We start from the raw sequence: 23,575 nt of genomic DNA, 5'->3' as shown, positions 1-23,575 counted from the left end.
GCCCCGTTGTCGTGTCCGGTCTCAGAACAGGAAGTAGCGCTGGGCCATCGGCAGTTCGGTGGCCGGGTCCTCGGCCCACACCTCGCCGTCGACCCGGACGGTGAAGGTGTCGGGGTCCACCTCGATGCGCGGCATGGCGTCGTTGCGCGGCATGTCGGCCTTGGTGACCCGGCGGACGTTCTTGACCGGCACCAGCTTCCGGCGCACGGCCAGCCGGTTCGCGAGACCGTCGTCGATGGCCTGCTCGGAGACGAAGTGCAGCGAGGTGGCCGCGGCGGCGGGCGCCGCGGCGCCGAACATCGGCCGCGGCAGCACCGGCTGCGGGGTCGGGATGGAGGCGTTGGCGTCACCCATCGCGGCCCAGGCGATCATGCCGCCCTTGAGCACCGCGTGCGGGCGGACACCGAAGAAGGCGGGCTCCCACAGCACCAGATCGGCCAGTTTGCCGACCTCCACCGAGCCGATCTCGTCGTCGAGGCCGTGCGAGACCGCCGGGCAGATGGTGTATTTCGCGATGTAGCGCTGCACGCGGGCGTTGTCGGCCGCGCCGTCGCCGGGCAGGGCGCCACGGCGGCGCTTCATCACGTGCGCGGTCTGCCAGGTGCGCATCACCACCTCGCCGATGCGGCCCATGGCCTGCGAGTCCGAGCCGATCATCGAGATGGCGCCCAGGTCGTGCAGCAGGTCCTCGGCGGCGATGGTGGACGGGCGGATCCGCGATTCGGCGAAGGCCAGATCCTCGGGGATCGACGGGCTCAGGTGGTGACACACCATGAGCATGTCGAGGTGCTCGTCGAGGGTGTTGACCGTGTGCGGCCGGGTGGGGTTGGTGGAACTGGGCAGCACGTTCGGATGCGAGGCGACGGTGATGATGTCGGGCGCGTGCCCGCCGCCCGCGCCCTCGGTGTGATAGGCGTGGATGCCGCGGCCGGCGATGGCGGCCAGGGTGTCCTCGACGAAACCGGCCTCGTTCAACGTGTCCGAGTGCAGCGCCACCTGCACCCCCGCCGCGTCGGCGACGGTGAGGCAGGCATCGATCGCGGCGGGCGTGGAACCCCAGTCCTCGTGCAGCTTGAAACCCGAAGCGCCGCCGCGCAACTGCTCCCACATGGATTCCTGGCTGACCGTGTTGCCCTTGCCGAGCAGCACGATGTTCATCGGCCAGTGGTCCAGCGCTTCCAGCATCCGGGCCAGGTGCCAGGAGCCGGGGGTGACGGTGGTGGCCTTGGAGCCCTCGGCCGGGCCGGTGCCGCCGCCGATGAGCGTGGTGATGCCGCCGCCGAGCGCCTCGTCGAGCAGCTGCGGACAGATGAAGTGCACGTGACAGTCGATGGCGCCCGCGGTGAGGATGCGGCCGTTGCCCGCGATGATCTCCGTCGACGGGCCGACGACCAGGTCCGGGTGCACGCCCGACATGGTGTCGGGGTTGCCCGCCTTGCCGATGCCGCAGATGCGGCCGTCGCGGATGCCGACGTCGGCCTTGATGATGCCCCAGTGGTCGATGATCACCACGCCGGTGATGACGGTGTCGGGGGCGCCGTCGGCGCGGGTGGCCCGGGACTGGCCCATCGACTCGCGCAGCACCTTGCCGCCGCCGAAGACGGCTTCCTCACCGGCGAGTCCCGGTCCGCCGCTGCGGTCCTCGGTGATCTCGATGATCAGGTCGGTGTCGGCGAGCCGGATGCGGTCGCCGGTGGTCGGCCCGAACAGTTCGGCGTAGCGGGCGCGGCTCAGTTCGGTCATCGGTTCTCTCCCGAAGAGGTCGTGTTCTCACGCATCGAGGCGGCCCGGCGGGTCGGCGCTGATCCCGTACACCTCGCGGGTGCCGCCGATCGGCACCAGCGAGACTCGTTGTGGCAGACCGGGTTCGAAGCGGACAGCGGTGCCGGCGGGGATGTCGAGGCGGTGGCCGTGGGCGGCCGCGCGGTCGAAGTCCAAGGCGGCGTTGGCCTGCGGGAAATGGACGTGGCTGCCGACCTGGACGGGGCGGTCGCCGGTGTTGACGACGTCGAGCGCGAGGCGCACCGCGCCCGCGTTGAGTTCGATCGTGCCCTCGGCACAGAGGTATTCACCGGGAATCATGGACCTCGCCTATCCGATCGGGTGGTGCACGGTGACGAGTTTGGTGCCGTCGGGGAAGGTCGCCTCGACCTGCACGTCGTGGATCATCTCCGGCACCCCGTCCATGACGTCGTCGCGGGTGAGCACCGAGCGGCCCGAGGACATCAGCTCGGCCACGGTCCGCCCGTCCCGCGCCCCTTCGAGCACGTGATCGGTGATCAGGGCGACCGCCTCGGGGTGGTTGAGCTTGAGTCCCCGCGCCTGCCTGCGGCGGGCGAGTTCGGCCGCGTAGCTCAGCAGCAGCCGTTCCTGCTCGTGCGGCGACAGGCGCATCGGGTCTCCTCGCGGATCGTGGACGGGTGTCCGACATTCTGACACGCCCGACGCGCCCTCGCCCGTCCACCCGACACGATTACCGACCGCTCGGTCTCTCCCATCGGCCGGTCCCGAACCCGCACTCCGGCACCGAGGTCGAAATCGGTGGCACGCCGCGCGACCCGCGCCTGACGTCGCTCGGCATGGACGAAGGGACCGGGCTGCTCGATGTGGTCGACGTGGAGGCGACGTGCTGGGCGGGCGCGGTGCCGTCGGGGCAGTGCGGCGAGATCATCGAGATCGGACTCACCGTGGTCGATCTCGGGATGCGGAAGCGGGTGCGCAGGCACGGGATTCTCGTGCGGCCCGCGCGGTCGACGGTGAGCGCGTTCTGCACGGAGCTGACCGGCCCCACGCAGGAGCAGGTCGACGGGGGTGTCACGTTCGCCGAGGCCTGCCGGTTGCCGGCAACCGAGTTCGACTCGGGGTCGCGGCCGTGGGCGAGCTGGGGTGACTACGACCGCAAGCAAGTTCCTCGCGCAGTGCGCGGCCACGGGCGTGCGGTATCCCTTCCGTGGCCGGCACACCAACGCCGAGCAGGTCTTCGCCGAGAGCTACGGGTTGCGCAAGCGGCAGGGCATGGCGGGGGCGCTCCGCATCGCCGGGTTGCCGCTCGAGGGCCGCCACCATCGCGGCGAGGACGACGCGTGGAACATCGGGGCGCTGGTCGTCGACGTGCCCGGCCGCGAGGGGTGGCGGGTCACCACGGAAGGAGTGGGGTCAGGCGGCGAGATTCTGTAGGCGGACCTGGCCGCGGGCGACGGTGCGGCCCTCGGCGTCGGTGATCACCACGACCCACAGCTGCTGGCTGCGGCCGCGGTGGAGGGGGGTGGCCTCGCCGGTGAGGACGCCCTCGCGGACCGCGCGCAGGAAGTCGGTGTTGTTGTTGACACCGACGACCGAGCCGCGCTCGCCGAACCAGACGCCGGCGCCCACGCTGGCCAGGGTCTCGATGACGGTGCAGTAGACGCCGCCGTTCTGGATGCCCGCGGGCTGGTGCAACTGCGGGCGCACCTCCCATTCGCCGCGCACCCGGTCGGGGCTCACCTCCGTGTAGCGCAAACCGATCAGATCGGTGAAGGTACCTTCGCTGGCCTTGGTCATCAGCTCCGGGGTGATCTCGGCCAGAGACAGGGTGTTGTCGGTCATACGTTCCGGTCTACACCATCGAATTCGGCGGCCGACACCCCGGGAGACGAAGCGGCGGACCCCGTCACTGGGACGGAGCCCGCCGCGGCAGGAATGAGGGGGTCGACCGCAGCCCTCGGGACCACCGGCTCATCCATACGCCGAGATGAGCATAGGTCAGGCTTACCTAAGTGGTCAACCCTCACCCCGACTCGTCTCATCTGTCTCACAAAGAGTCTCATAATCATCTATTGGAGATACCGGTACACCGTCGCGCGAGAGACGCCGAGCGCGGCCGCGATCTCGGTGGCGCTGCGCTGTTCCACCGCGCTCATCCGGCGCGCGGTGGCGATGCGTTCCGCGTCCAGCGCCGCCGGGCGCCCGCGCGTGGCGACCACCCGACCGGCGTCCACGGGATAGAGCAGTTCCACCCCGGCCAGCACCTCTGCCCGCAGGTCGCCGGGTGATTCCGCGGCGAACACCACCACCGGATCGCTGAGCGCGCCCAGCGCTTGCGCCGCGCGAACCCGGTCGGCCAGCGCCGGACTCGGCCCGGCGACGAGCCGGTGCGCGGCCAGCATCGTGGCACGGAACCGCTCGAAGATCGCGCCCGGCGCGGCGAGGGCCAGGTCGTTCATGGTGAGCCGCAACAGATACCGGTGTTCGAGGAAGACGTCGAGCAGCCCTTCGAGGACGCGCCGCCGGGCCGTGCGCGGATCGGGGTGGGCGGCCTCGGCGACCGCCGCCGCCATAGCGGCGAGCAGCGGCTCGGCGAGTCCGGCGAGGATGTCGTCTTTGCTCGGAAAGTGATAGAGCACACCAGCTTTGGAGATATCCAGCCGATCGGCGATCGCCCGGACCGTGGTGCGGTGGTATCCGTGCGCACCGAACAGTTCCAGGGCGACCATCAGGATGCGCTCGCGGGTACCCGGCATCCGCTCGTCGGTCATCGCGACATCCTAGCGCCCTTCACTGACCGGCGGTCAGAATCTACCGCGCGGGGACTAACCATGGGTCAGCCCCTTCGCGGAGAGTCACCACGCCGACCCGTCCACGCCCTCTCAGCTCCGGCGCCGGCATCGGCAGGCCCACCCTCGCCTACCGGCTCGCCCGGCCCGACGCCGAACCGACGGCCGTCGAACTCGCACCCGAGCCGCGTCCCGGCGGCAACGGCGTCGACCCGCGCGGTGCGCATCGCCGACGCCACGGGCGTGCTGCCCGCGACGAGCGGGGGGTTGCACGCCACCGCGCAGTCGGTCAGCGCGAGCGGCGCCCTGCGGGTCCCGGCGTCGAAACCGCCCCCTGGCTGCGCAATCAGCTCACCCGCTGACGATGCGGCCGCCGTTGGTCGCCCGGGCGTTCCGGCCGGAGAGCGCGCGGGCCGCGTGACGGCACGCCGCAGCCGGCCGCGTGGGCTTGCTCAACACGATCGCAATACTCCATGATCACACCTACCTCTATGTTTCCGAGGCTTGTGTCGATGTTGAAAGCTCATGTTCTGGGCGCACGACGGCCAGGGGTGGGCGCGGCGAGAGAGGCAAGATTTCGTGAGTAGTAGTCGTATCCCCCGCTGGGCCGCGCAAGCGGCCATGTGCGCGGCCGTCGCCGGTGCCGCCGTCGCGGCACCGGTGCAGGCCGAGCCGCTGTGGCCCGGCGGTCCCGATGTGCCCGGCGTTCCGGCGATCATTCCCGCGCCGCCGCCGGAGCCGGTGGTCGCGCCGTGTAGTGAGAAGGCGCGCGCCTGCCTGCAGCTGTCCACCAACAATGCCTGGCTGATGGACAACGGCAAGGTGACCTACGGGCCGACCCCGATGTCGCACGGCCGTCCGGGTTACGAGACCCCGCCCGGCGTCTTCAAGGTGGCGTTCAAGAAGCCGTTCCACTGGAGCACCCTGCACAACGCGCCGATGGAGTACGCGGTGTTCTTCAACGGCGACATCGCCTATCACATCGGGCCCACCGAGGAGCAGTCCCACGGCTGCATCCGGCTGACGCCCGAAGGCGCCAAGGCGCACTACGAGTGGCTGGAACCGGGCGACGTCGTCGAAGTGGTGCCCTGAGTCGTCGCGAACCGAAGGGGAGGCCGGATCATCGGCCTCCCCTTTCTCATGCCACCGACACGGTCAGCGCGTCGAAGAGCCAGAGGTGGGCGGCACCGGAGGTCACCGTGGGCCGGTGAGGGTCGCGGTGAGCCGCCAGTACCGGATTCCGGCACGTCTCCGGCGTGCTCCTCGCCAGGGGGATTGACGGCGTCGACGGCGAACGTGATTGTTCGCCGTCGACCTGACGGGACCGGTCGTCGGCACAGGTCACGCCGCGATCGGCTGTGACAGGACACCACTACCGGCCAGTAGTTCCACCAGGAAGTATCTGGATTCGAATTTCGCGAATCGGCCGATTTCCTTGCCGAGGGAAATGAGCGGGGCTACGTTACCCACATCACAGCAGAGGAGATCTGATTGTGATCCCCATCCCGGCCGACGGGTCCTCCATTTCCGGCGGGATGCTCATCGATCATGCAAGGAGATTTACCATGGGTTCGCTGACCGAGATAATGATGGCCGCCATTGCGGGATTGGGTTCGATGGTCGAGGGCGATGGACTCCTGGCGGTCTTCCTCGGCTCCGTCGAGGCATTCTTCCCGTAAAAACTGCCGGTGACACCCCCCTGCCGGACTCGTCGACGAGTCCGGCGACCCTCCCGAGGCAAGGACAATAACCATGGGATCTCTCTACGAATTGATGCAGACCGGCGCGGGCAGTTTGAGCGATGCCGTGCTGCCTTTCATCCAGGCGCTGATCACCGTCAGCGGCGGCACGCCGACGCCGGGTAAATAGCACACAGCGAAACAGCGCGGGGGCGGGCCGGTCACGGTCCGCCTCCGCCCCGTTTCCGGCCACCTCTCTCGCCCGAGCAGCACAGCATCAATAGCTGAACCGAATAACTGATCAACACCGCGCGGCGAGAAGAATGAGGATGCCGAACACTGCTCGAATCCGCGGAAAGTGGGGACCGGCGAACAGGCCGGTGCGCGACGGTTGCCACACGTCCGCCCACTTCAGGCGCTGCGGTGGTGCCCCCGCAGCACACCGCCCCCCATCGCGAGTGCCACCATCGGAACTCCCTCCGCCCCACCCGCGACGACGACTCATCGCAGATCAGGCCGACCACAGGTCGAAATCCACCCCACTTGACGCACTCGTCGTGAACAGCTCCGTTCGCAGCGTCCACCCGGAGTCGCCGTACCAGACAGTCGCCGTAACCACAGGTCACACGTAGCTCCGCCATGCCCGACGGCAATCGTCGGGGAGCTTCCAGAAGGAAAGAAAAGAATGAACGAATCACCATGAGTGAAACAGCGGGTTGCCACACTGTGGCGGCAGCGCTACGTTACCGGCATCACATCGAGTTACGACGTGATGACCGCCCCAGGAAGAGGGACCACCCCATTTTCGGGGGCATGACAACAGCGCAAGGAGATACTGCATGGGCTCGTTCGATGAGCTGCTACTCGGCGTACTGGGAGGAATGGCTTCCGCGAACCAAGGAGATCTTCTGCTCGAGACCTTCCTGGGCTCCGTCGAAGCGTTCTTCCCGTAATCCGAAAACACCCGCAGGAGTAATACATGGGTTCCCTCTACGAAATGTTCGCGACCGGCATGGCCAGTCTCGGCGATACCACCCTGCCCCTCGTCCAGGCGCTGATCTCCCTGAGCGGTGGCACGCCCATCGGCGGCTGATCCACCCGCTGACCTCAGGTTTCTCGACAATCAAGCAAGGAGTTCGACCATGGGTTCGTTGACAGAGCTGATGATGGCGGCGATCGCGGGCTTGGGTTCCGCGGCCGAAGGTGACGGCCTGCTCGCCGTCTTCCTGGGCTCGGTAGAAGCCTTCTTCCCGTAAACCGCCCACCCCACCGACCCTCAGGAGTACGACATGGGTTCCCTCTACGAACTGCTGGAGACCGGCGCCGGCAGCCTCAGCAATGCCGCGCTGCCCTTCATCCAGGCGCTGATCACCGTCAGCGGTGGCACGCCCACCCCGGGCAAATAATCACCAGCGCACGTAGTTTCAGCGCGGTGTGGGGGCAGGCCGCCCACCGGCCCGCCCCCGCATCCGCCCGAGAAGTCAGCAGGCTCGCATCACCATGAAGATCGACATGCTCCGCGCGCTCGTAGCGGCCGCCTGCGTCGTGGCTGCCGCCGCGACGCCCGTGTTCGTCGACACCGCGCAGGCCGGAGCCACCCCCGGCGCCCGGCTGGTCAGCCGGACCGAATCCGGCCAGGTCGCCGACATCAGCGTCTACTCCCCCGCCATGGATCGCACGATCGCGGTGCGCGTCCTGCGACCGGTCGATGCCTCGACCCCGGCGCCGACGTTGTACCTGCTCAACGGCGCGGGCGGCGGCGAGGACTCGGCCAACTGGCCGGGGCAGACCGATGCGGGCGGGTTCTTCGCCGACAAACACGTCAATGTCGTCATCCCGATGGAAGGCGCGTTCAGCTACTACACCGATTGGCTGCGCCCCGACGAGAAGCTCGGCAAGAACCTCGAGAACAACGGCCGCAACATGTGGACGACCTTCCTGACCCAGGAACTGCCGCCGGTCGTCGACGCCGCCTTCGGGACGAACGGCGTCAACTCGCTGGCGGGCATCTCGATGGCGGGCACCTCGGTCCTCGACCTCGCGATCCAGGCCCCCGATCTATACCGCAGCGTGTCGGCCTACAGCGGCTGCGCGATGACCAGCGACCCGATCGGGCGGGCCTTCGTCTCGACGGTGGTGCGTATGGGCGGCGGCGACGTCGAGAACATGTGGGGTCCGGTCACCGACGCCGCCTGGCGCGAACACGACCCCTTCGTCCAGGCCCACCGCTTGCCGAATATCCCGATGTACATTTCCGCCGGCACGGGTTTGCCCGGAATTCACGATACTCTCGACAATCCGCGCGTCCATATCAATGGAAAGAATCCGACCTCCATTCTGACGAATCAGATGATCGTCGGTGGCGGTATCGAGGCGGCGACGATGTATTGCACGGCCAATCTGGCTCAGCGCACCCGCGAACTCGGCCGCACGAATATCACCTACAACCTCCGGCCGACCGGCACCCATTCGTGGGGCTATTGGGAAGACGATCTGCACGAGTCGTGGCCGATGATGGCGACGGCACTCGGCCTGTGAGCGCCGAACTGCGCGTCGGCACCGAGCAGCTGCGCCCGCGCGACGCGGTGTTCGTCTACGACGAGACCGACCGCCACCTGTCCAACGTCGTCGGGGTGTACTTCGCCGACGCGTCGGACCGGGAACCGTTGACCCTCGGCGAGGTGCTGGACTGGGCGCGGGCGGGTATCGGGCACGCGGCGCTGTTCCACCGACGGCTCCAGCGCGTGCCGATGGATCTGGATCTGCCGTACTGGGTGCCCGATCCGTCCCTGTCGGTGCGCGAGCACGTCACCCTGACGCGGCCGGGGGCCGGAACCTGGGACGACGCGCGCGCCCGGATCGCCGAGATCACCGCCACGAGAATGGACCTGACGCGGCCGCCCTGGCAGATCCACGTGCTCGATCGCATCGAGGGTGTCCCGGCGATGCCGGGCCCGACCACGATCGTGGTGCTCGCGTTCCATCACAGCGTCGGCGACGGCGTCGCCACCCGCGCGCTCGAGCAGCGGCTGTTCGGTACCGCCCCGGCGCCCGCGATCCGGCTCGACGAACCGCGTCCGCTGGTGCGGGCGCTCCGGACGACCGCCGCGCTCCCGCTGCGGCCCGCGCAGTTCGTCGGCGGACTGCGGCGGGCCCGCGCGGCGCGGGACGAACTGCGCGCGCTGGTCGAGGCGGGCGCCGTGCACGAGCCGGTGGCCGAGCGTCCGGCGACCCGGTTCAACCGGGACATCCACGCGGAGCTCACCTTTCACCTGTTCCCGATTCCGCTGCCGGAGGTGCTTGCCGCGAAGACCGCCGCGCCGCAGCGGGTGACGATCAACGACCTGATGCTGACGACGATCGCCGGCGCGCTGGCCGCCTATCTGGCCGAGCACGACGAGACGCCCGAGGGCTCGCTCGCCGCGATGGTGCCGATGTCGATGCGCGGTGTCGCCGACTGGGATTCGGCGAATCAGCTCAGTCAGATGATCGTCGACCTGCACACCGACCGCACCGACCCCCTCGCCCGGCTGACCGCGCTCAAGCGATCGGCGGACCTGGCCAAACAGCGCACCGCCGATCCGGTGGTGCGGCGTGGGGACCGCCGGGTGGAGACCGCGCCCGCCCTGCTGCTGCGCGCCGCCGGATGGGCCAGGGCGCAACGACGTTTCGACGACGCGGCGACGGTACCGCTGTGCAACACCACCATCAGCAACGTGCCGCCGGTGACCGACACCCTGGTCTTCTGCGACCGCCCGATCCGCCGGGTCGTCGGCTCGCTGCCGATCCTCGACGGTGACGGCCTGCGGCACCTGATCACCTCGCAGGGTGACGAGATCGTCATCGCGGTGACCACGAATCCCGCGATGATGCCGGACCCGGAGCACTACGGCGAGCTGCTGCTGCGGTCCTTCCGAGAACTCGCCGCCGCGCTGCGCGCGTCGACCGATCCCTAGCGTTGCAGGCAGCTGGTCCGGCGCACCGGCAGGCCCCGATCCTCGAGCGCGCCGAGCAGCAGCTGGCCGCGCCGGGCACCCGCGGTGGCGTCGGTGCGAGCCAGGTCGGGCACGTAGGTCGCCGCGCCGATGACGGATTCGCCGACCAGCGACCAGAACCGGCGCGCGGGCAGGCCCGAGCAGCGGGTGAGCACCGATTGCAGCGGGATCAGCGAGGACGCGCACCGCTGGGCCAGCCAGACCGCCATCGCCGCCTCGCAGGGCAGGGCGACGGTGTCGCGCTCGTCGACCTCGGGGTCACCGTCGACGACGCGAATCGTGGTGTCGGACAAGCCCGCCCAGTCGATGCCGCCGTCGTTGTCGTGGTGGATCCAGAGGTTGTCGCGGCCGGGGTCCCAGGCACGGCCGGCCATCACGAACAGGGCCGTCACCCGGCCCGCGACGGCGTGGATGAGGGCGGTCGCCACCACCTCGGCGGCGATGTCGTCGTTGATCATCTCGGCGGCGTGCCTGCGGTACATGAGTTCGACGCGGCCCTCGGACAGGCCGTTCGGCACGTGCCACCAGCGGCGTTTACCCTGACCGGCCATCGCCGCCACGGCATAGACCCGCGGATGTTCGGGTTGCAGCGATTGCAACCGGGCGCACGCGCGATCGAACGCGGCGGTGCTGCGGGACGTGACGGTGGTGACGGGCTCGGGCATCGAACCTCCTCGAACAGTGGGTTCCCGTGACGATGATGTCTCGGAACATAGGTTAGGCTTACCAGACTTCACAAGTCGTGTCCGGATTCGAGTCAGGAGAAGTACGTCGCCGTGATCCACCCTGGCACCGTCAGACGTCGTCGTCTGACCGGCCTTCTTCTGCTCGTTGTCCTGCTCACCGTCGCGGTGGTGGCGAGCATCGCCATCGGTACCCGCTCGCTCGCACCGGCCACGGTGTTCAACGCCGTCACACACGCTCTCGGCTGCGACGGCGGCCCGTTCCGATGCCCGGCCCGCTCCACCGCCGAGGAAATCGTGCGTGAGCTGCGTCTGCCGCGCACCGCGTTGGCCCTGGTCGCCGGGATGGCACTGGGCATCGCGGGCGCGCTCATCCAGGGGTATACCCGCAATCCGCTCGCTGATGCCGGTTTGTTGGGACTGAATGCGGGCGCGGGCTTCCTGGCCGCGCTCAGCATCTACCTGTTCGGCTTCACCGCGCCGAGCCAGTACATCTGGTTCGCCTTCGCCGGGTCGGCGATCGCGGGGGTGGTCGTGTTCGGGGTGTCCTCGATCGGTGGCGGCAAGGCGAGTCCGCTGAGCCTGGTGCTCGCCGGAGCGGCGGTCACCGCGTTCCTCCAGGCGATGACCAACGCCGTGGTCGTGCTCGACAACGCCGCGCTCGACACCTACCGGTTCTGGGTCGTCGGCACGGTGAACGGACGCGAGGGCGGGGTGTTCTGGCAGGTGCTGCCGTTCCTCGTGGTCGGCATGGCGATGGCGGTCGCCGCGGCGCCCAGCCTGAACCTGCTCAGCCTCGGCGACGACGTCGCCCGCGGGCTCGGCGTCGATGTCGGCCGGGCGCGCGCGTTCGGGCTGTTCGCGGTGGTGCTGCTCAGCGGCGCGGCCACCGCGGCCATCGGGCCGATCGCCTTCCTCGGCCTGGTGGTGCCGCATATCGCGCGCACGATCACCGGCCCCGACAATCGCTGGCTGATCCCCTACTCGGGACTCATCGGTGGACTGTTGCTGCTGGTCGCCGACATCGCGGGCCGGGTGGTCGCCCGGCCGGGCGAACTCCAGGTCGGCGTGATGCTGGCGGCGATCGGCGCGCCGTTCTTCATCGCGCTGGTGCGCCGCAAGAAGTTGGTGACGCTGTGAGCACACTCGAGACGGACAAGCCCACCGACGCGGGCGCCGCCCTGCGCAAGGTGCGCCCCGCGCTGCGGATCGGGCCGGTGTCGCTGGTGTGGCGACCGGTGCTGTTCGGGGCCGTGCTGGCGCTCGCGGCGCTGGTCTTCGCGCTGTTCTGCCTGGACATCGCCGTCGGCGAGACCCACATCCCGCTGCGCCGGGTCCTCGATGTGCTCGGCGGCGGTGGCACCCGGTCGCAGCGGTTCATCATCATCGAGTCGCGGCTGCCGCGGGCGCTGACGGCCGTGGTGGTCGGCGCGGCACTCGGCCTGTCCGGCGCGCTGATGCAGTCGATCCTGCACAACCCCCTGGCCGGACCCGATGTCCTCGGGATCACCACCGGCGCCAGTGTCGGCGCCGTCGCGGTGCTGGTCGGCAGCGGCGGCGCGACCACGGGGCTGATCGCCACGCTCGGCGCGCCGCTGGCCGCGCTCACCGGCGGGCTGCTGACGGCGGTCGTGATCTATCTGCTCGCCTGGGGCCGCGGCCGGGCCGGGGAACGCGGGGTCACCGGATTCCGCCTGGTCCTCATCGGCATCGGCGTCAACGCGGTACTCCTGTCGGTGATCAGCTGGCTGCTCACCCGGGCCAGCCTCACCGATGCCGCCAGGGCCCAGCTCTGGCTCACCGGGTCGCTCAACGCCGCGGACATGGCCAGGGTCGCGCCCGCCGTGGTCGCATTGGCCCTGGTGACCGTCGTCGCGCTGGTCTCGGCGCGCACGCTGGCCGCGCTGCGCCTCGGCGAGGAGTCGACCCGGGTGCTCGGCGTGCGCATCCAGGCCCAGCAGGCGCTGCTCATCGGCGCCGCGGTGGTGGCGGCGTCGGTGGCCACGGCGGCCGTCGGGCCGGTCGGTTTCGTGGCGCTCGCGGCGCCGCAGATCGCCAGGATGGCGCTGCGCACGCCGGGGGAACCACTGCTGGCCTCCGCGCTGACCGGCGCCGGGCTGGTCGCGGCGGCCGATATCATCTCGCGCACACTGCTTCCCGTCGAGCTGCCCGTCGGCATCGTGACCGCCGCGCTCGGCGGGCCGTTCCTGCTCTACCTGCTCGTCCGCATGAATCGGAAGGCCACGCTCTCATGACCAGCCCCGCCCATCGCCTCGCCGCCGACAGCGTCTCCCTCGGCTACGGCGAGCGGGTGATCGTCGACGAGCTCAGCCTCGACATCGCCCCCGGCGTGGTCACCACCGTCATCGGCCCCAACGGCTGCGGCAAGTCGACGCTGCTCAAGTCGCTTGGCAGGCTGCTGCGCCCGCGCGAGGGACAGGTGGTGCTCGACGGCAAGGCCATCTCGTCGATGAAGACCAAGGACGTCGCCCGGGTGATCGGCATGCTGCCGCAGACCCCGGTGGCCCCGGAGGGACTCACGGTCGCGGATCTGGTCGCCCGTGGCAGGCACCCGCACCAGTCCTGGCTGCGGCAGTGGTCGGCCGACGACGAGACCGAGGTCGCCGCCGCGCTGGCCCAGACCGGCATCGCCGACCTCGCCGAGCGCACCCTCGACGAGCTCTCCGGCGGCCAGCGCCAGCGCGCCTGGATCTCGATGGCCCTGGCCCAGGGCACCGACATCCTGCTGCTCGACGAACCGACCACCTACCTCGACCTCGCGCACTCGCTCGAAGTGCTCGACCTCGTCGACCGGCTGCACGCCGAGTTCGGGCGCACGGTGGTGATGGTGCTGCACGATCTCAACCTCGCCATCCGCTACAGCGACGAGCTCGTGGTGATGTCGGCCGGGCGCATCGTGGCGCGGGGGAAGCCCGCCGACGTCGTCACCGCCGAGCTGCTGGCCGAGGTGTTCGGACTCGACGCGACCGTGCTCACCGATCCGGTCTCGGGGCGGCCGATGATCGTCCCGATCGGCACCCGGCACGTGCACGGCGCGGACGGGTATGACGAATGACACACCAGCAAACCCCCCGTTACGACAATCTGTAGTACGCATCTTTGTCGTTGAGTCCGTAAAATTGTGGGATGGCAGGACTCGGCGAACTCGAAAAAGCGGTCATGGACCAGTTGTGGTCGGCCGACGAACCGCAGACGGTGCGGCAGGTCCACGAAGCACTGGCCGCACGGCGCGAGCTCGCGTACACGACAGTGATGACCGTGCTGCAGCGGCTGGCGAAGAAGGATCTGGTGGTGCAGCGGCGCGATGATCGTGCCCACAGATACGCACCGGTACACAGCCGCGACGAACTCGTCGCGAGCCTGATGGTCGACGCATTGCAGCAGGCCGACGCGGCGGGCAGCCGTGCCGCGGCACTGGTGCACTTCGTGGAACAGGTGGGCAAGGACGAGGCCGATGCCCTCCGGGAGGCACTCGCCAAGCTCGAATCCGACGAGAAGAGCAGCTAGACTCCCTGGCGGCTCTCACAACGACGTGAGCGCCCCTGGTCCCACAACGCAGTGAGCAGAGTCGATGAACGCAACCGCGGCAGTCTTCGCCGGTCTCGCCTTGCTTCTCGCAGGGCCGGTACCAGCGCTGCTCAGCCGCGCGACCTGGGTGCATCGGTCCCCGCGCGCGGCCCTGGTGTTGTGGCAGGCCATCGCGCTGGCCGCCGTGCTCAGCGCCTTCGGCTCCGGGCTGGCCATCGCCAGCCTGCTGCTCGTCCCCGGCCCCGACGGTAGGCCGACCACCTCCCCCACCCAGGAGATCGACGCCCTCGGTCTGCCGCTGTGGACGATCTACGTGCTGGTCTTCGCGCTGACCCTGATGATCGGCGCCCGGCTCATCTTCTCCATCGTGCGCGTCGGCGTGCACACCCGTCGCCGCAGGTCCCGGCATCGCATGCTGGTCGATCTGCTGGATCAGAGCGGGCCGGTCCGCCGCGCCGCCGATATCCGCGTGCTCGCCGCGACCGAACCCATCGCCTACTGCCTGCCCGGGCTGCGGCAGCGGGTGGTGCTCAGCGAAGGCACGCTGACCAGCCTCGACGATGCCGAGGTCACCGCGATCGTCAGCCACGAGCGCTCCCATCTGCGGGCCCGTCACGACCTCGTGCTCGAGGCGTTCACCGCCGTGCACGAGGCGTTCCCCCGGGTGGTCCGCAGCAAGGCCGCGCTCGGCTCGGTGAAACTGCTGATCGAACTGCTCGCCGACGACTCCGCCGTCAAGGTGACCGGCCCCAAGCCGCTGGCCCGCGCGCTGGTCGCCTGCGCGAAGTCGACCGCACCGCAGGGCGCGCTCGCCGCGGGCGGACCGAGCACGCTGATCCGCATCCAGCGGCTCGCCGGCCGCACCGGCGACGTGAGAGTCGCCACCGTCGCCTACCTCGGTTCGGCGGCCATCCTGGTCGTGCCGACCCTCGCGGTCGCGGTGCCGTGGCTACAGGAGCTCAACCGCCTCTTCCGGGGCTGACCTGGCGATTCGTCGCCGCGCGTCCGGCCTGACGAGGACCCGATCGACGCGTCGCGCCGCCGCCGGACCAACCCGCACAATCCTCGCTACAAACAGTCACCTGACCAGCGTGTTTACCCACGCGCCGCCGATCCCGCCTATCCTGGGAGATCGGTCCTTCCTGCTGGGCCGCACCCCGTGCACGCCGTCGGCGTATCCGGGTCATCGGCGCCGGTCATCTTCCAGCGCGATGCGCAGCCCAACGAAAGGCCATTTTGTCTTCCTCTCCGCGTCCCGACGCCTCCTTCGCCGACCTCGGTCTGCCCGTCGCACTGGTGCAGACCCTGCGCAACGCGGGCATCGAGAAGCCCTTCCCCATCCAGGCCGCCACCATCGGCGACGCGCTCGCCGGGCGTGACGTGCTCGGCCGCGGCCCGACCGGCTCGGGCAAGACCCTCGCCTTCGGCCTGCCGATGCTGACCCGGCTCACCGGCGCGTCCGCCAAGCCGGGCCGCCCGCGCGGCCTGGTCCTGGTGCCCACCCGGGAACTCGCGACCCAGATCGAACGCGCGCTCGACGAGGCCGCGCTCTCGCTCGGCCTGCGCGTGGCCTCCGTCGTCGGCGGTGCGCCGATCAAGCGCCAGGCCGACCGGCTCGCGCGCGGCGTCGACCTGCTCATCGCCACCCCCGGACGGCTCGACGACCTGATCAAGCAGCGCGCCGCCGATCTGTCCGACGTGATGATCACCGCGCTCGACGAGGCCGACCACATGGCCGACATGGGCTTCCTGCCCCAGGTGACCCGCTTGCTCGACCGCACGCCGAAAGACGGTCAGCGCCTGCTGTTCTCGGCCACCCTCGACGGTGACGTCGACAAGCTGGTCAAGCGCTACATGCACCAGCCGGTCACCCACTCCACCGCGCCGCCGGAGGCGTCGGTGACCACCATGTCGCACCACCTGCTCTACGTACGCGACAAGAACGTCAAGCGTTCGGTCGCCACCGAGATCGCCGCCCGCGAGGGCTTGACCATCATGTTCGTGCGCACCAAGCACGGCGCCGACCGGCTGGCCAAGCAGCTGCGCGGCGCCGGTGTCGCGGCGGGCTCGCTGCACGGCGGCAAGGCGCAGAACAACCGCACCCGTACGCTGGCGGCCTTCGCCGACGGCTCGGTGCCGGTGCTGGTGACCACCGATGTCGCCGCGCGCGGCATCCACATCGACGGCGTCTCGCTGGTCGTGCACTTCGACCCGCCCGCCGAGCACAAGGCCTACCTGCACCGCGCCGGGCGCACCGCGCGCGCCGGTGAGGACGGTGTCGTGGTCACCCTCGTCACCGACGAGGAGCGCAAGGACGTCGCCGCGATGACCCGCAAGGCAGGCGTGCAGACCGACGGCGTCGACGTCCGCCCCGGCGACCGCAAGCTGGTGGAGATCACCGGCGCGCGCAAGCCCAGCGGCATCGCGCTGGCCGCCCCGGCCGCGCCGGCGCAGGCCACCGCACCGAGGTCGGCGACCGGTGGACGCACGCGACGCCCCCGCTCCGGTGGCGCACCGGCGAGCGAGGCCGCGCAGGGCCACAGCCGCACCGGCGGCGCGCCGCGCCGGGAACGTCCGACCGGCGAGTCCCGCAGCCGCAAGCCCGCGGGCACCGGCGGACACGCCCGCAGCGGCGACACGCCGACGAATTCGCGTCGTCGAGCCGCGCGTCCGGCCGCTCCGGCGGCCCGCCGCAACCGCTCGGCAAACTGAATCATCGCGTGGCCGAACCGATTACGGTTCGGCCACGCTGCTGTTCGGGGCGCGTCGGATCGGTGCCGTCGCCGACGTCGTGATCCGGCGCCGACGACGTGTTCGCATCGTCGTCGCATCGCGGGCGCCGCCCGCGTCCACACCGTCGGCCGGCTCGGCCCCTCGAAGCGGCCGGGCGCCTCCCGCCGACGTCGTGGTCCGGCTGCCACACTGACCTGGTGACGAACCGTTCGATCGCCGCGATCGTGTGCGCCGTCGTCGCCGCGATGCTGTTCGCGGTGGCGTCGGTGGCGCAGCAGCGCGCGGCCGCCGCGGTCCCCGGCGACGCGTCGCTGGTGCGTTCGCTGCTGCGGAACAAGCGGTGGTGGGCCGCGATCGTCGGCGATGCCGGCGGGTACGGCATGCAGGTGCTCGCGCTGGCCTTCGGCGCGGTATTGGTCGTCCAGCCCATCCTGGTGAGCTCCCTGGTCTTCGCGTTGCCGCTGTCCGCGCGGTTGAACCATCAGCGGATCACCGGCCGGGCCGCCGCGACGGCGCTGGTGCTCGTCACCGCCCTCGTCCTGTTCCTCGTCATCGGCGATCCGACCGCGGGCGAGCAGACCGCGCCGCTGCGAGAGTGGCTGGTGCCCTTGGCGATTCTGCTGAGCGTCGTCGCGATCGCGACGCTGGCGGGGGTGCTGCTGCGCAATCCGTCCGAGCGGGCGCTGTGCCTCGGACTCGCCGGTGGCGCGCTGTTCGGCCTGGCCGCCGCCCTCACCGATCGCGTGGTCACCCTGTTCGGCGACGGGCCCGGCAGCGTGATCACCGGCTGGCAGACCTGGGCGCTGGTCGGGGCCGGTCTGCTCGGCTTCTACCTCCAGCAGCGGGCCTACCAAGCCGGACCACTGTCGGCCTCCCTGCCGGCCGCGGCGGTGGCCGAACCGCTGGCCGCCGCCTTCCTCGGCCTCACCGCCCTGAACGAGCAGCTGCGCACCGACGATCTCGGCCTGGTGGCGGTCGTGACCTGCGTCGTCGTGATGTGCGGGGCCACCGTCGTGCTGTGCCGGACGCAGGCGGCGCCGCTGCCGGAAGCCGCCGACACCGCGCACTGAGGTGCCGCCCACGGCGGACCTCACCCGGCTATCATCGAACAAGTGCGATTTCTTCCGGGACCCCAGCCGCCGTACGACCTGACCTACGACGACCTCTTCCTCGTCCCGAACCGGACCGATGTCGCGTCCCGGTTCGATGTGGACCTGGCCAGCGTCGACGGGTCCGGCACCACCATCCCCCTCGTGGTCGCGAACATGACGGCCGTCGCGGGCAAGCGGATGGCCGAGACCGTCGCCCGGCGCGGTGGCCTCGTCGTCCTGCCCCAGGATCTGCCGATCCCGGCGGCCGCCGACACCATCGCGTTCGTCAAGAGCCGCTCGCTCACCGCCGACACCCCCGTCACCCTCGACCCCGACCACTCGGTGTCCGACGCGGTGGCGCTGATGCACAAGCGCGCGCACGGCGCGGTCGTGATCGTCGAGGACGGTAAGCCGGTCGGCGTGGTCACCGAGGCCGCCTGCGCGGACGTCGACCGGTTCGCGCGACTGCGCGAGGTCGCCTTCACCGATTTCGTCCAGGCCCCCGTCGACGAATCCCCGCGCGAGATCTTCGACCGCCTCGCCGAGGCGCACGCCCAGCTCGCCGTACTCACCCACACCGACGGCACGCTGGCCGGGGTGATGACCCGCACCGGCGCGATCCGGGCCGGCATCTACACCCCCGCGATCGACGCGAACGGCAAGCTGCGGGTCGCCGCCGCGGTCGGCATCAACGGTGACGTGGCGGCCAAGGCGAAGGCGCTGGCCGAGGCGGGCGCGGACGTGCTCGTCATCGACACCGCGCACGGCCACCAGGCCAAGATGCTCGAATCGCTGCGCGCCGTGGCCGATCTCGGCCTCGGCGTGCCGCTGGCCGCGGGCAATGTGGTCTCCGCCGAGGGCACCCGCGATCTGGCCGCGGCGGGCGCCACGATCATCAAGGTCGGGGTCGGCCCCGGCGCCATGTGCACCACCCGCATGATGACCGGCGTGGGCCGCCCGCAGTTCTCCGCGGTGGCCGAATGCGCCGCGGCGGCCAAGGAACTCGGCGTGCACGTGTGGGCCGACGGCGGCGTACGGCACCCGCGCGATGTCGCGCTGGCGCTGGCGGCGGGCGCGTCGAACGTGATGATCGGCTCCTGGTTCGCCGGCACCTACGAATCCCCCGGCGACCTGCGTGTCGACCGCGACGGCAATGCCTACAAGGAGAGCTTCGGCATGGCCTCCAAGCGGGCCGTGGCCGCCCGCACCGCCGCCGACAGCGGCTTCGACCGGGCCCGCAAGGCGCTGTTCGAGGAGGGCATCTCCAGCTCGCGCATGCGCCTGGACCCCGAGCGCCCCGGTGTCGAGGACCTCATCGACCACATCTGCTCGGGCGTGCGCAGCTCCTGCACCTACGCCGGCGCCCGCTCGCTGCCGGAGTTCCACGAACGCGCCGTGCTCGGCGTGCAGTCCGCGGCCGGATTCGCGGAGGGCCGCCCGCTGCCCAGCGGCTGGTGACGACCGACCGACCACGGCCGATCGGCACGCCGGTGCCGATCGGCCGCTGTCGTTTCCGCCGGTCCACCGGTCGGCCCACCCGCGCCGCTGACACATCATCGGTGGGGACCGATTACTATGGAGTTGCCGATCTCGGCAGTGCTTTCTTCCCCACTCGAAAGGATCCAGTTGTCACCCGCGTCCAAGGGCGCCACACAGGAGGGTTCCTCTACGGAGCCGGGTGACCAACCCGGCGTCCTCCTTTCCGCAGCGTCCGTTCGATCCTCCGATCTCCCCACGGCATCACCCGGGTGGTGCTGAGGATGTCCATCGTTGTGACCGTGCTCAGCCTTCTCGGCTTCGTCGCACTCACCCTCGGCACGGCGCTCTTCGTCGCCGCCGAGTTCTCGCTCACCGCACTCGAACGCAGCACCGTCGAGGCCGCGGCCCGCGAAGGTGACGTCCGCTCCCGGCTGGTCAAGCAGGCCCACCACACCCTGTCGTTCCAGCTCTCCGGTGCGCAGCTCGGCATCACCATCACCACCCTGATCACCGGCTTCATCGCCGAGCCCGTGCTGGCCCGGCTGCTGGACCCGCTGCTGGACGCGGCCGGTCTGAGCCCGAGCGCCGCGCACGGCGTCGCCCTGGTGGTGGCGCTGGTCCTGGCGACCTCGCTGTCGATGATCTACGGCGAGCTCGTGCCGAAGAACATCGCCATCGCCAAGCCGATGGCCACGGCCCGGCTCACGGCGGGCCCGATGATCGGGTTCTCGGCCATGTTCAAATGGTTGATCCGGTTCCTCAACGGCGCCGCCAACTGGATCGTGCGCAGGCTGGGCATCGAGCCCGCCGAGGAACTGCGGTCGGCCCGCTCGCCGCAGGAGCTGGGTTCGCTGGTCCGCACCTCGGCGCTGCGCGGAGCGATGGACCAGCGCACCGCGCAGGTGATGGACCGCTCGCTGGAATTCGGTGAGCGCAGCGCCGAAGACCTGATGACGCCGCGGGTGAAGGTCGAATCGCTCGATCGCGACGACACCATCGCCGACCTCATCGCCGCCTCCGCCCGCACCGGATACTCCCGGTTCCCGGTCATCGACGGCGACCTGGACAATACGCTGGGCGTCGTGCACGTCAAGCAGGCGTTCACCCATCCGGCGCATCTGCGCAAGCAGATCCCGCTGAGCAAGCTGGCCGTCGCGGTCCCGATCGTGCCGGCCAGTCTCGACGGCGACGCCGTGATGGAGCGCGTGCGCGCCGATGGCATGCAGGTCGCGCTGGTCGTCGACGAGTACGGCGGCACCGCCGGCATGGTGACCATGGAGGACCTGATCGAGGAGATCCTCGGCGACGTGCGCGACGAGCACGACGAGGAGGAGCGCGATGTCCGCCGGGTCTCCGACGGCTGGGACTGCTCGGGTCTGCTGCGCATCGACGAGGTGTCGCGCGCGACCGGATACGAAGCGCCGGAAGGCGAATACGAGACGCTGGGCGGCCTCGTGCTGACTCAGCTCGGCCGGATCCCGGCCACCGGCGACGAGGTGGTGCTGCCCGAATCCCGCGGTTCCGGCGGCGGCTGGATCGCCCGGGTGGAACGGATGGACGGCCGGCGCATCGATCGGGTGCGGTTGATCCCGGTCGACGCGGCGAACCTCGCGGCACGGGAGCACAACCATGGGTGATCTGTTCGGCATCGTGCTGACCGTCGTGCTGCTGGCGGGCAACGCCTTCTTCGTCGCCGCCGAGTTCGCGCTGATCTCGGCGCGGCGCGACCGGCTCGAGGCTCTTGTCGCGCAAGGCAAGAAGAACGCGAAGACGGTCATCGAGGCGGGTGAGAACCTGTCGATCATGCTGGCGGCGGCTCAGCTCGGCATCACCATCTGCTCGATCCTGCTGGGCCGGGTCGGTGAACCCGCGGTGGCGCATCTGCTCGAGCGCCCGTTCGAGCTGCTGGGCTTGCCCGATCAGCTGCTGCACCCGGTTTCGTTCACCCTCGCGCTGACGCTGGTGGTGATCCTGCACATCCTGCTGGGCGAGATGGTGCCGAAGAACATCGCGCTGGCCGGGCCGGAACGCTCGGCGCTGCTGCTGGTGCCGATCCACCTGATGTGGTTGCGGATCGCGCGCCCGCTCATCGCGCTGTACAACTACCTCGCCAACCTCTCGCTGCGGATGCTGCGGGTGGAACCGAAGGACGAGCTCGACGCGACGGTCTCCACGGTGGAGCTGGCCGAGATGATCGGTGAGTCCCGCTCGGAGGGGCTGCTCGACGAGGAGGAACACCGCAGGCTGACGCAGGCGCTGGGCACCTCGGAGCGGATCGTCGGCGATGTGATGGTGCCGCTGGCGCAGGCGCGCTCGGTGCCGTTGCGCGGCAACGGCACCACGCTCGGCGACATCGAGGCCGCGGTCGGCGAGACCGGGTTCTCGCGCTATCCGGTGCGCGCGGCCGACGGGTCGCTGGTCGGCTATCTGCACGTCAAGGATGTCCTCGACAAGGTCGCCGACGACACCGCCGGACCGGAGACGCAGATCCCGCGCACCGACATCCGCCCGCTGCCGACGGTCAGCTCCGGCACCACGCTCTACGAGGCGCTGGCGCGGCTGCGCCGGACCAACAGTCACCTGGGGCGGGTGGTGGACAGCCGGGGCAACACGGTCGGCGTGGTCGCGCTGGAGGATCTGATCGAGGAGTTCGTCGGCACCGTGCGCGACGGCACCCACCGGCTCGCCGAATGAGTTCCGTGACACCGGATCTCGCGCTCGTCGACACGCGGTAACAGGCATCTCGGGAACGGCCCGACCACATCGGTCGGGCCGTTTCTCGTGCGCTGCGTGACTCGCGCCCTTGACTAATTGGTAACAGATGAGTTACCAATAGAGGATGGATGTGTTCGAGGCGCTCGCCGATCCGGTACGTCGCGACCTGCTCGTGCGGCTCGCCGGGGCACCGGCCCGGGTCGTCGATCTCGCCGCCGAATACCCCATCAGCAGGCCCGCGATCAGCAAGCACCTGCGCCTGCTCACCGAGGCGGGGCTCGTCGAGGCCGAACCACAGGGCCGCGAACGGCACTATCGCCTCGCCCCCGAGGGCCTGGCCCCGCTGCGGGCCTACCTGGAGCAGCTGCCCCTGATCAGGCCACTGATTCCGGAGCACGCGCTCGACGGTCTCGACCTCGAGGTCCGCCGCACCACCCGGGAACGCCGGGCCACCACCGGCACCGCCACCGACAAGGAGCAGACAGCATGACCATCCCCACCGCGACCGGACATCGCCGCGATCTCGCCGACGGCACCTATTGCGAATGGACGCGCACCTTCCGCGCCCCGATCGAGGACGTCTGGGCCGCCGTCACCGAGCCACACCGGCTCGCGCGCTGGCTCGGCACCTGGACCGGCGACCCGGCCACCGGCGAGGTGAAGTTCCAGATGCTGTTCGAGGACGAGATGCCCGCCGAACGCTTCCACATCGACGAGTGCGATGCCCCGCACCGGCTGCGGATCACCACCGCCATGCCCTACGACGGGGACAACCCCGAGCACTGGCAGCTCCGTCTCGATCTCTCCGAAGAAGCGGGCATCACCACCCTCGTCTTCGCCCAGAACGTGCCCGACCCCACCATGGCCGAGGGCGTCGGCCCCGGCTGGGACTACTACCTCGATCGCCTGGTCGCCGCCGAAACCGACCAGGACCCGGCCACCGTCCGTTTCGACGACTACTTCCCGGCCCTGTCCGAGCACTACCGCAAGGAATTCGGCGCGACCGACTGATCCCCTCTTGGTGCCCGCTCCCCTCCGGGCAAGCAGGCCGTCGCCGACGTCACCAGCGAACAGTCCCGTCACCGGCGTGAGTTCGGGGTGGCTCCGCCGCGTCGAACC

Annotated in this window: 22 protein-coding genes and 1 pseudogene; 17 read left to right on the top strand and 6 right to left on the bottom strand. The window is 70.1% G+C overall.

The features are described from left to right. Positions 1-21 precede the first annotated feature (21 nt). Genes ACIO52_RS14460 through ACIO52_RS14450 form a run of 3 tightly spaced genes read right to left on the bottom strand, consistent with a single transcriptional unit; the run spans position 22 to position 2,394 of the window. Positions 22-1,743 (bottom strand): urease subunit alpha, encoded by a 1,722-nt coding sequence (locus ACIO52_RS14460; protein WP_218716287.1) that lies wholly within the window; start codon positions 1,741-1,743, stop codon positions 22-24. Between the two features lie 27 nt (positions 1,744-1,770). Further along, the gene (locus ACIO52_RS14455) at positions 1,771-2,082 is read right to left on the bottom strand and encodes an urease subunit beta (RefSeq protein WP_342801995.1); all 312 of its coding nucleotides are present in this window, start codon (positions 2,080-2,082) and stop codon (positions 1,771-1,773) included. Positions 2,083-2,091: 9 nt separating this feature from the next. Continuing rightward, positions 2,092-2,394 (bottom strand): urease subunit gamma, encoded by a 303-nt coding sequence (locus tag ACIO52_RS14450; RefSeq protein WP_218716289.1) that lies wholly within the window; start codon positions 2,392-2,394, stop codon positions 2,092-2,094. 185 nt (positions 2,395-2,579) lie between these two features. Between ACIO52_RS14450 and ACIO52_RS14445 the strand changes: the two are divergent. Both ACIO52_RS14445 and ACIO52_RS14440 read left to right on the top strand, forming a co-directional pair. After that, positions 2,580-2,771 (top strand): annotated as a pseudogene (locus ACIO52_RS14445) (DNA polymerase III); the annotation flags it as partial. Positions 2,772-2,886: 115 nt separating this feature from the next. Next, the gene (locus tag ACIO52_RS14440; RefSeq protein ID WP_402644462.1) at positions 2,887-3,177 is read left to right on the top strand and encodes a hypothetical protein; all 291 of its coding nucleotides are present in this window, start codon (positions 2,887-2,889) and stop codon (positions 3,175-3,177) included. On the opposite strand, the gene ACIO52_RS14435 is transcribed toward ACIO52_RS14440, so the two are convergent. Then, a complete protein-coding gene (locus ACIO52_RS14435; RefSeq protein ID WP_316575404.1) occupies positions 3,157-3,540 on the bottom strand; it encodes a PaaI family thioesterase in 384 nt (127 codons plus the stop codon). The genes ACIO52_RS14440 and ACIO52_RS14435 overlap by 21 nt on opposite strands. Positions 3,541-3,812: 272 nt before the next feature. Then, the gene (locus ACIO52_RS14430) at positions 3,813-4,514 is read right to left on the bottom strand and encodes a TetR family transcriptional regulator (protein WP_402644142.1); all 702 of its coding nucleotides are present in this window, start codon (positions 4,512-4,514) and stop codon (positions 3,813-3,815) included. Positions 4,515-5,111: 597 nt separating this feature from the next. Here ACIO52_RS14430 and ACIO52_RS14425 point away from each other — a divergent pair. The 3 genes from ACIO52_RS14425 to ACIO52_RS14415 all read left to right on the top strand — a co-directional run bounded on the left by ACIO52_RS14425 (position 5,112) and on the right by ACIO52_RS14415 (position 10,167). After that, the gene (locus ACIO52_RS14425; RefSeq protein ID WP_316575260.1) at positions 5,112-5,624 is read left to right on the top strand and encodes a L,D-transpeptidase; all 513 of its coding nucleotides are present in this window, start codon (positions 5,112-5,114) and stop codon (positions 5,622-5,624) included. A gap of 2,087 nt (positions 5,625-7,711) precedes the next feature. After that, positions 7,712-8,749 carry an alpha/beta hydrolase gene (locus ACIO52_RS14420; RefSeq protein WP_402644139.1) on the top strand — a complete coding sequence of 346 codons (1,038 nt, stop codon included), beginning with the start codon at positions 7,712-7,714 and terminating at the stop codon, positions 8,747-8,749. Continuing rightward, positions 8,746-10,167, top strand: a complete 1,422-nt coding sequence (locus ACIO52_RS14415; RefSeq protein WP_402644136.1) for a wax ester/triacylglycerol synthase domain-containing protein — start codon at positions 8,746-8,748, stop codon at positions 10,165-10,167. The genes ACIO52_RS14420 and ACIO52_RS14415 overlap by 4 nt, the downstream gene beginning before the upstream one ends. Here ACIO52_RS14415 and ACIO52_RS14410 read toward each other — a convergent pair. Further along, entirely contained in the window at positions 10,164-10,871 is a 708-nt protein-coding gene (locus ACIO52_RS14410; RefSeq protein ID WP_218715952.1) for a hypothetical protein, read from the bottom strand. The genes ACIO52_RS14415 and ACIO52_RS14410 overlap by 4 nt on opposite strands. A gap of 111 nt (positions 10,872-10,982) precedes the next feature. On the opposite strand from ACIO52_RS14410, the gene ACIO52_RS14405 reads away from it, so the two are divergent. From ACIO52_RS14405 to ACIO52_RS14350, 12 genes are all read left to right on the top strand, one after another. Beyond that, on the top strand, positions 10,983-12,029 hold the full coding sequence (locus ACIO52_RS14405) for a FecCD family ABC transporter permease (RefSeq protein ID WP_402644132.1): 1,047 nt from the start codon (positions 10,983-10,985) through the stop codon (positions 12,027-12,029). Continuing rightward, a complete protein-coding gene (locus tag ACIO52_RS14400; protein WP_402644129.1) occupies positions 12,026-13,144 on the top strand; it encodes a FecCD family ABC transporter permease in 1,119 nt (372 codons plus the stop codon). The genes ACIO52_RS14405 and ACIO52_RS14400 overlap by 4 nt, the downstream gene beginning before the upstream one ends. Continuing rightward, entirely contained in the window at positions 13,141-13,965 is an 825-nt protein-coding gene (locus tag ACIO52_RS14395) for an ABC transporter ATP-binding protein (RefSeq protein ID WP_342802229.1), read from the top strand. Before ACIO52_RS14400 ends, ACIO52_RS14395 begins: the two co-directional genes overlap by 4 nt. Before the next feature lie 71 nt (positions 13,966-14,036). Further along, positions 14,037-14,417, top strand: a complete 381-nt coding sequence (locus ACIO52_RS14390) for a BlaI/MecI/CopY family transcriptional regulator (protein WP_019047691.1) — start codon at positions 14,037-14,039, stop codon at positions 14,415-14,417. Positions 14,418-14,481: 64 nt separating this feature from the next. Further along, entirely contained in the window at positions 14,482-15,420 is a 939-nt protein-coding gene (locus tag ACIO52_RS14385) for a M56 family metallopeptidase (protein ID WP_218715956.1), read from the top strand. 254 nt (positions 15,421-15,674) lie between these two features. Next, positions 15,675-17,150 (top strand): DEAD/DEAH box helicase, encoded by a 1,476-nt coding sequence (locus tag ACIO52_RS14380; RefSeq protein ID WP_402644124.1) that lies wholly within the window; start codon positions 15,675-15,677, stop codon positions 17,148-17,150. Positions 17,151-17,368: 218 nt separating this feature from the next. Further along, positions 17,369-18,241 (top strand): DMT family transporter, encoded by an 873-nt coding sequence (locus ACIO52_RS14375; protein WP_342801742.1) that lies wholly within the window; start codon positions 17,369-17,371, stop codon positions 18,239-18,241. 42 nt (positions 18,242-18,283) lie between these two features. Beyond that, complete coding sequence (locus ACIO52_RS14370) at positions 18,284-19,720, top strand: GuaB1 family IMP dehydrogenase-related protein (protein WP_316575267.1); 1,437 nt, start codon at positions 18,284-18,286, stop codon at positions 19,718-19,720. 302 nt (positions 19,721-20,022) lie between these two features. Beyond that, complete coding sequence (locus ACIO52_RS14365) at positions 20,023-21,378, top strand: hemolysin family protein (RefSeq protein ID WP_316575268.1); 1,356 nt, start codon at positions 20,023-20,025, stop codon at positions 21,376-21,378. Further along, complete coding sequence (locus ACIO52_RS14360; protein WP_218716528.1) at positions 21,371-22,435, top strand: hemolysin family protein; 1,065 nt, start codon at positions 21,371-21,373, stop codon at positions 22,433-22,435. Before ACIO52_RS14365 ends, ACIO52_RS14360 begins: the two co-directional genes overlap by 8 nt. A 145-nt stretch (positions 22,436-22,580) precedes the next feature. Next, entirely contained in the window at positions 22,581-22,946 is a 366-nt protein-coding gene (locus tag ACIO52_RS14355) for a helix-turn-helix transcriptional regulator (RefSeq protein WP_218716527.1), read from the top strand. Continuing rightward, a complete protein-coding gene (locus tag ACIO52_RS14350; RefSeq protein WP_402644118.1) occupies positions 22,943-23,467 on the top strand; it encodes an SRPBCC family protein in 525 nt (174 codons plus the stop codon). The genes ACIO52_RS14355 and ACIO52_RS14350 overlap by 4 nt, the downstream gene beginning before the upstream one ends. Positions 23,468-23,575 lie beyond the last annotated feature (108 nt).

This window comes from Nocardia sp. NPDC087230, assembly GCF_044744725.1.
GTDB lineage: Bacteria > Actinomycetota > Actinomycetes > Mycobacteriales > Mycobacteriaceae > Nocardia > Nocardia canadensis.
The sequence above is the reverse complement of the archived record's forward strand: the minus strand, read 5'-3'. Positions and strand labels throughout refer to the sequence as shown.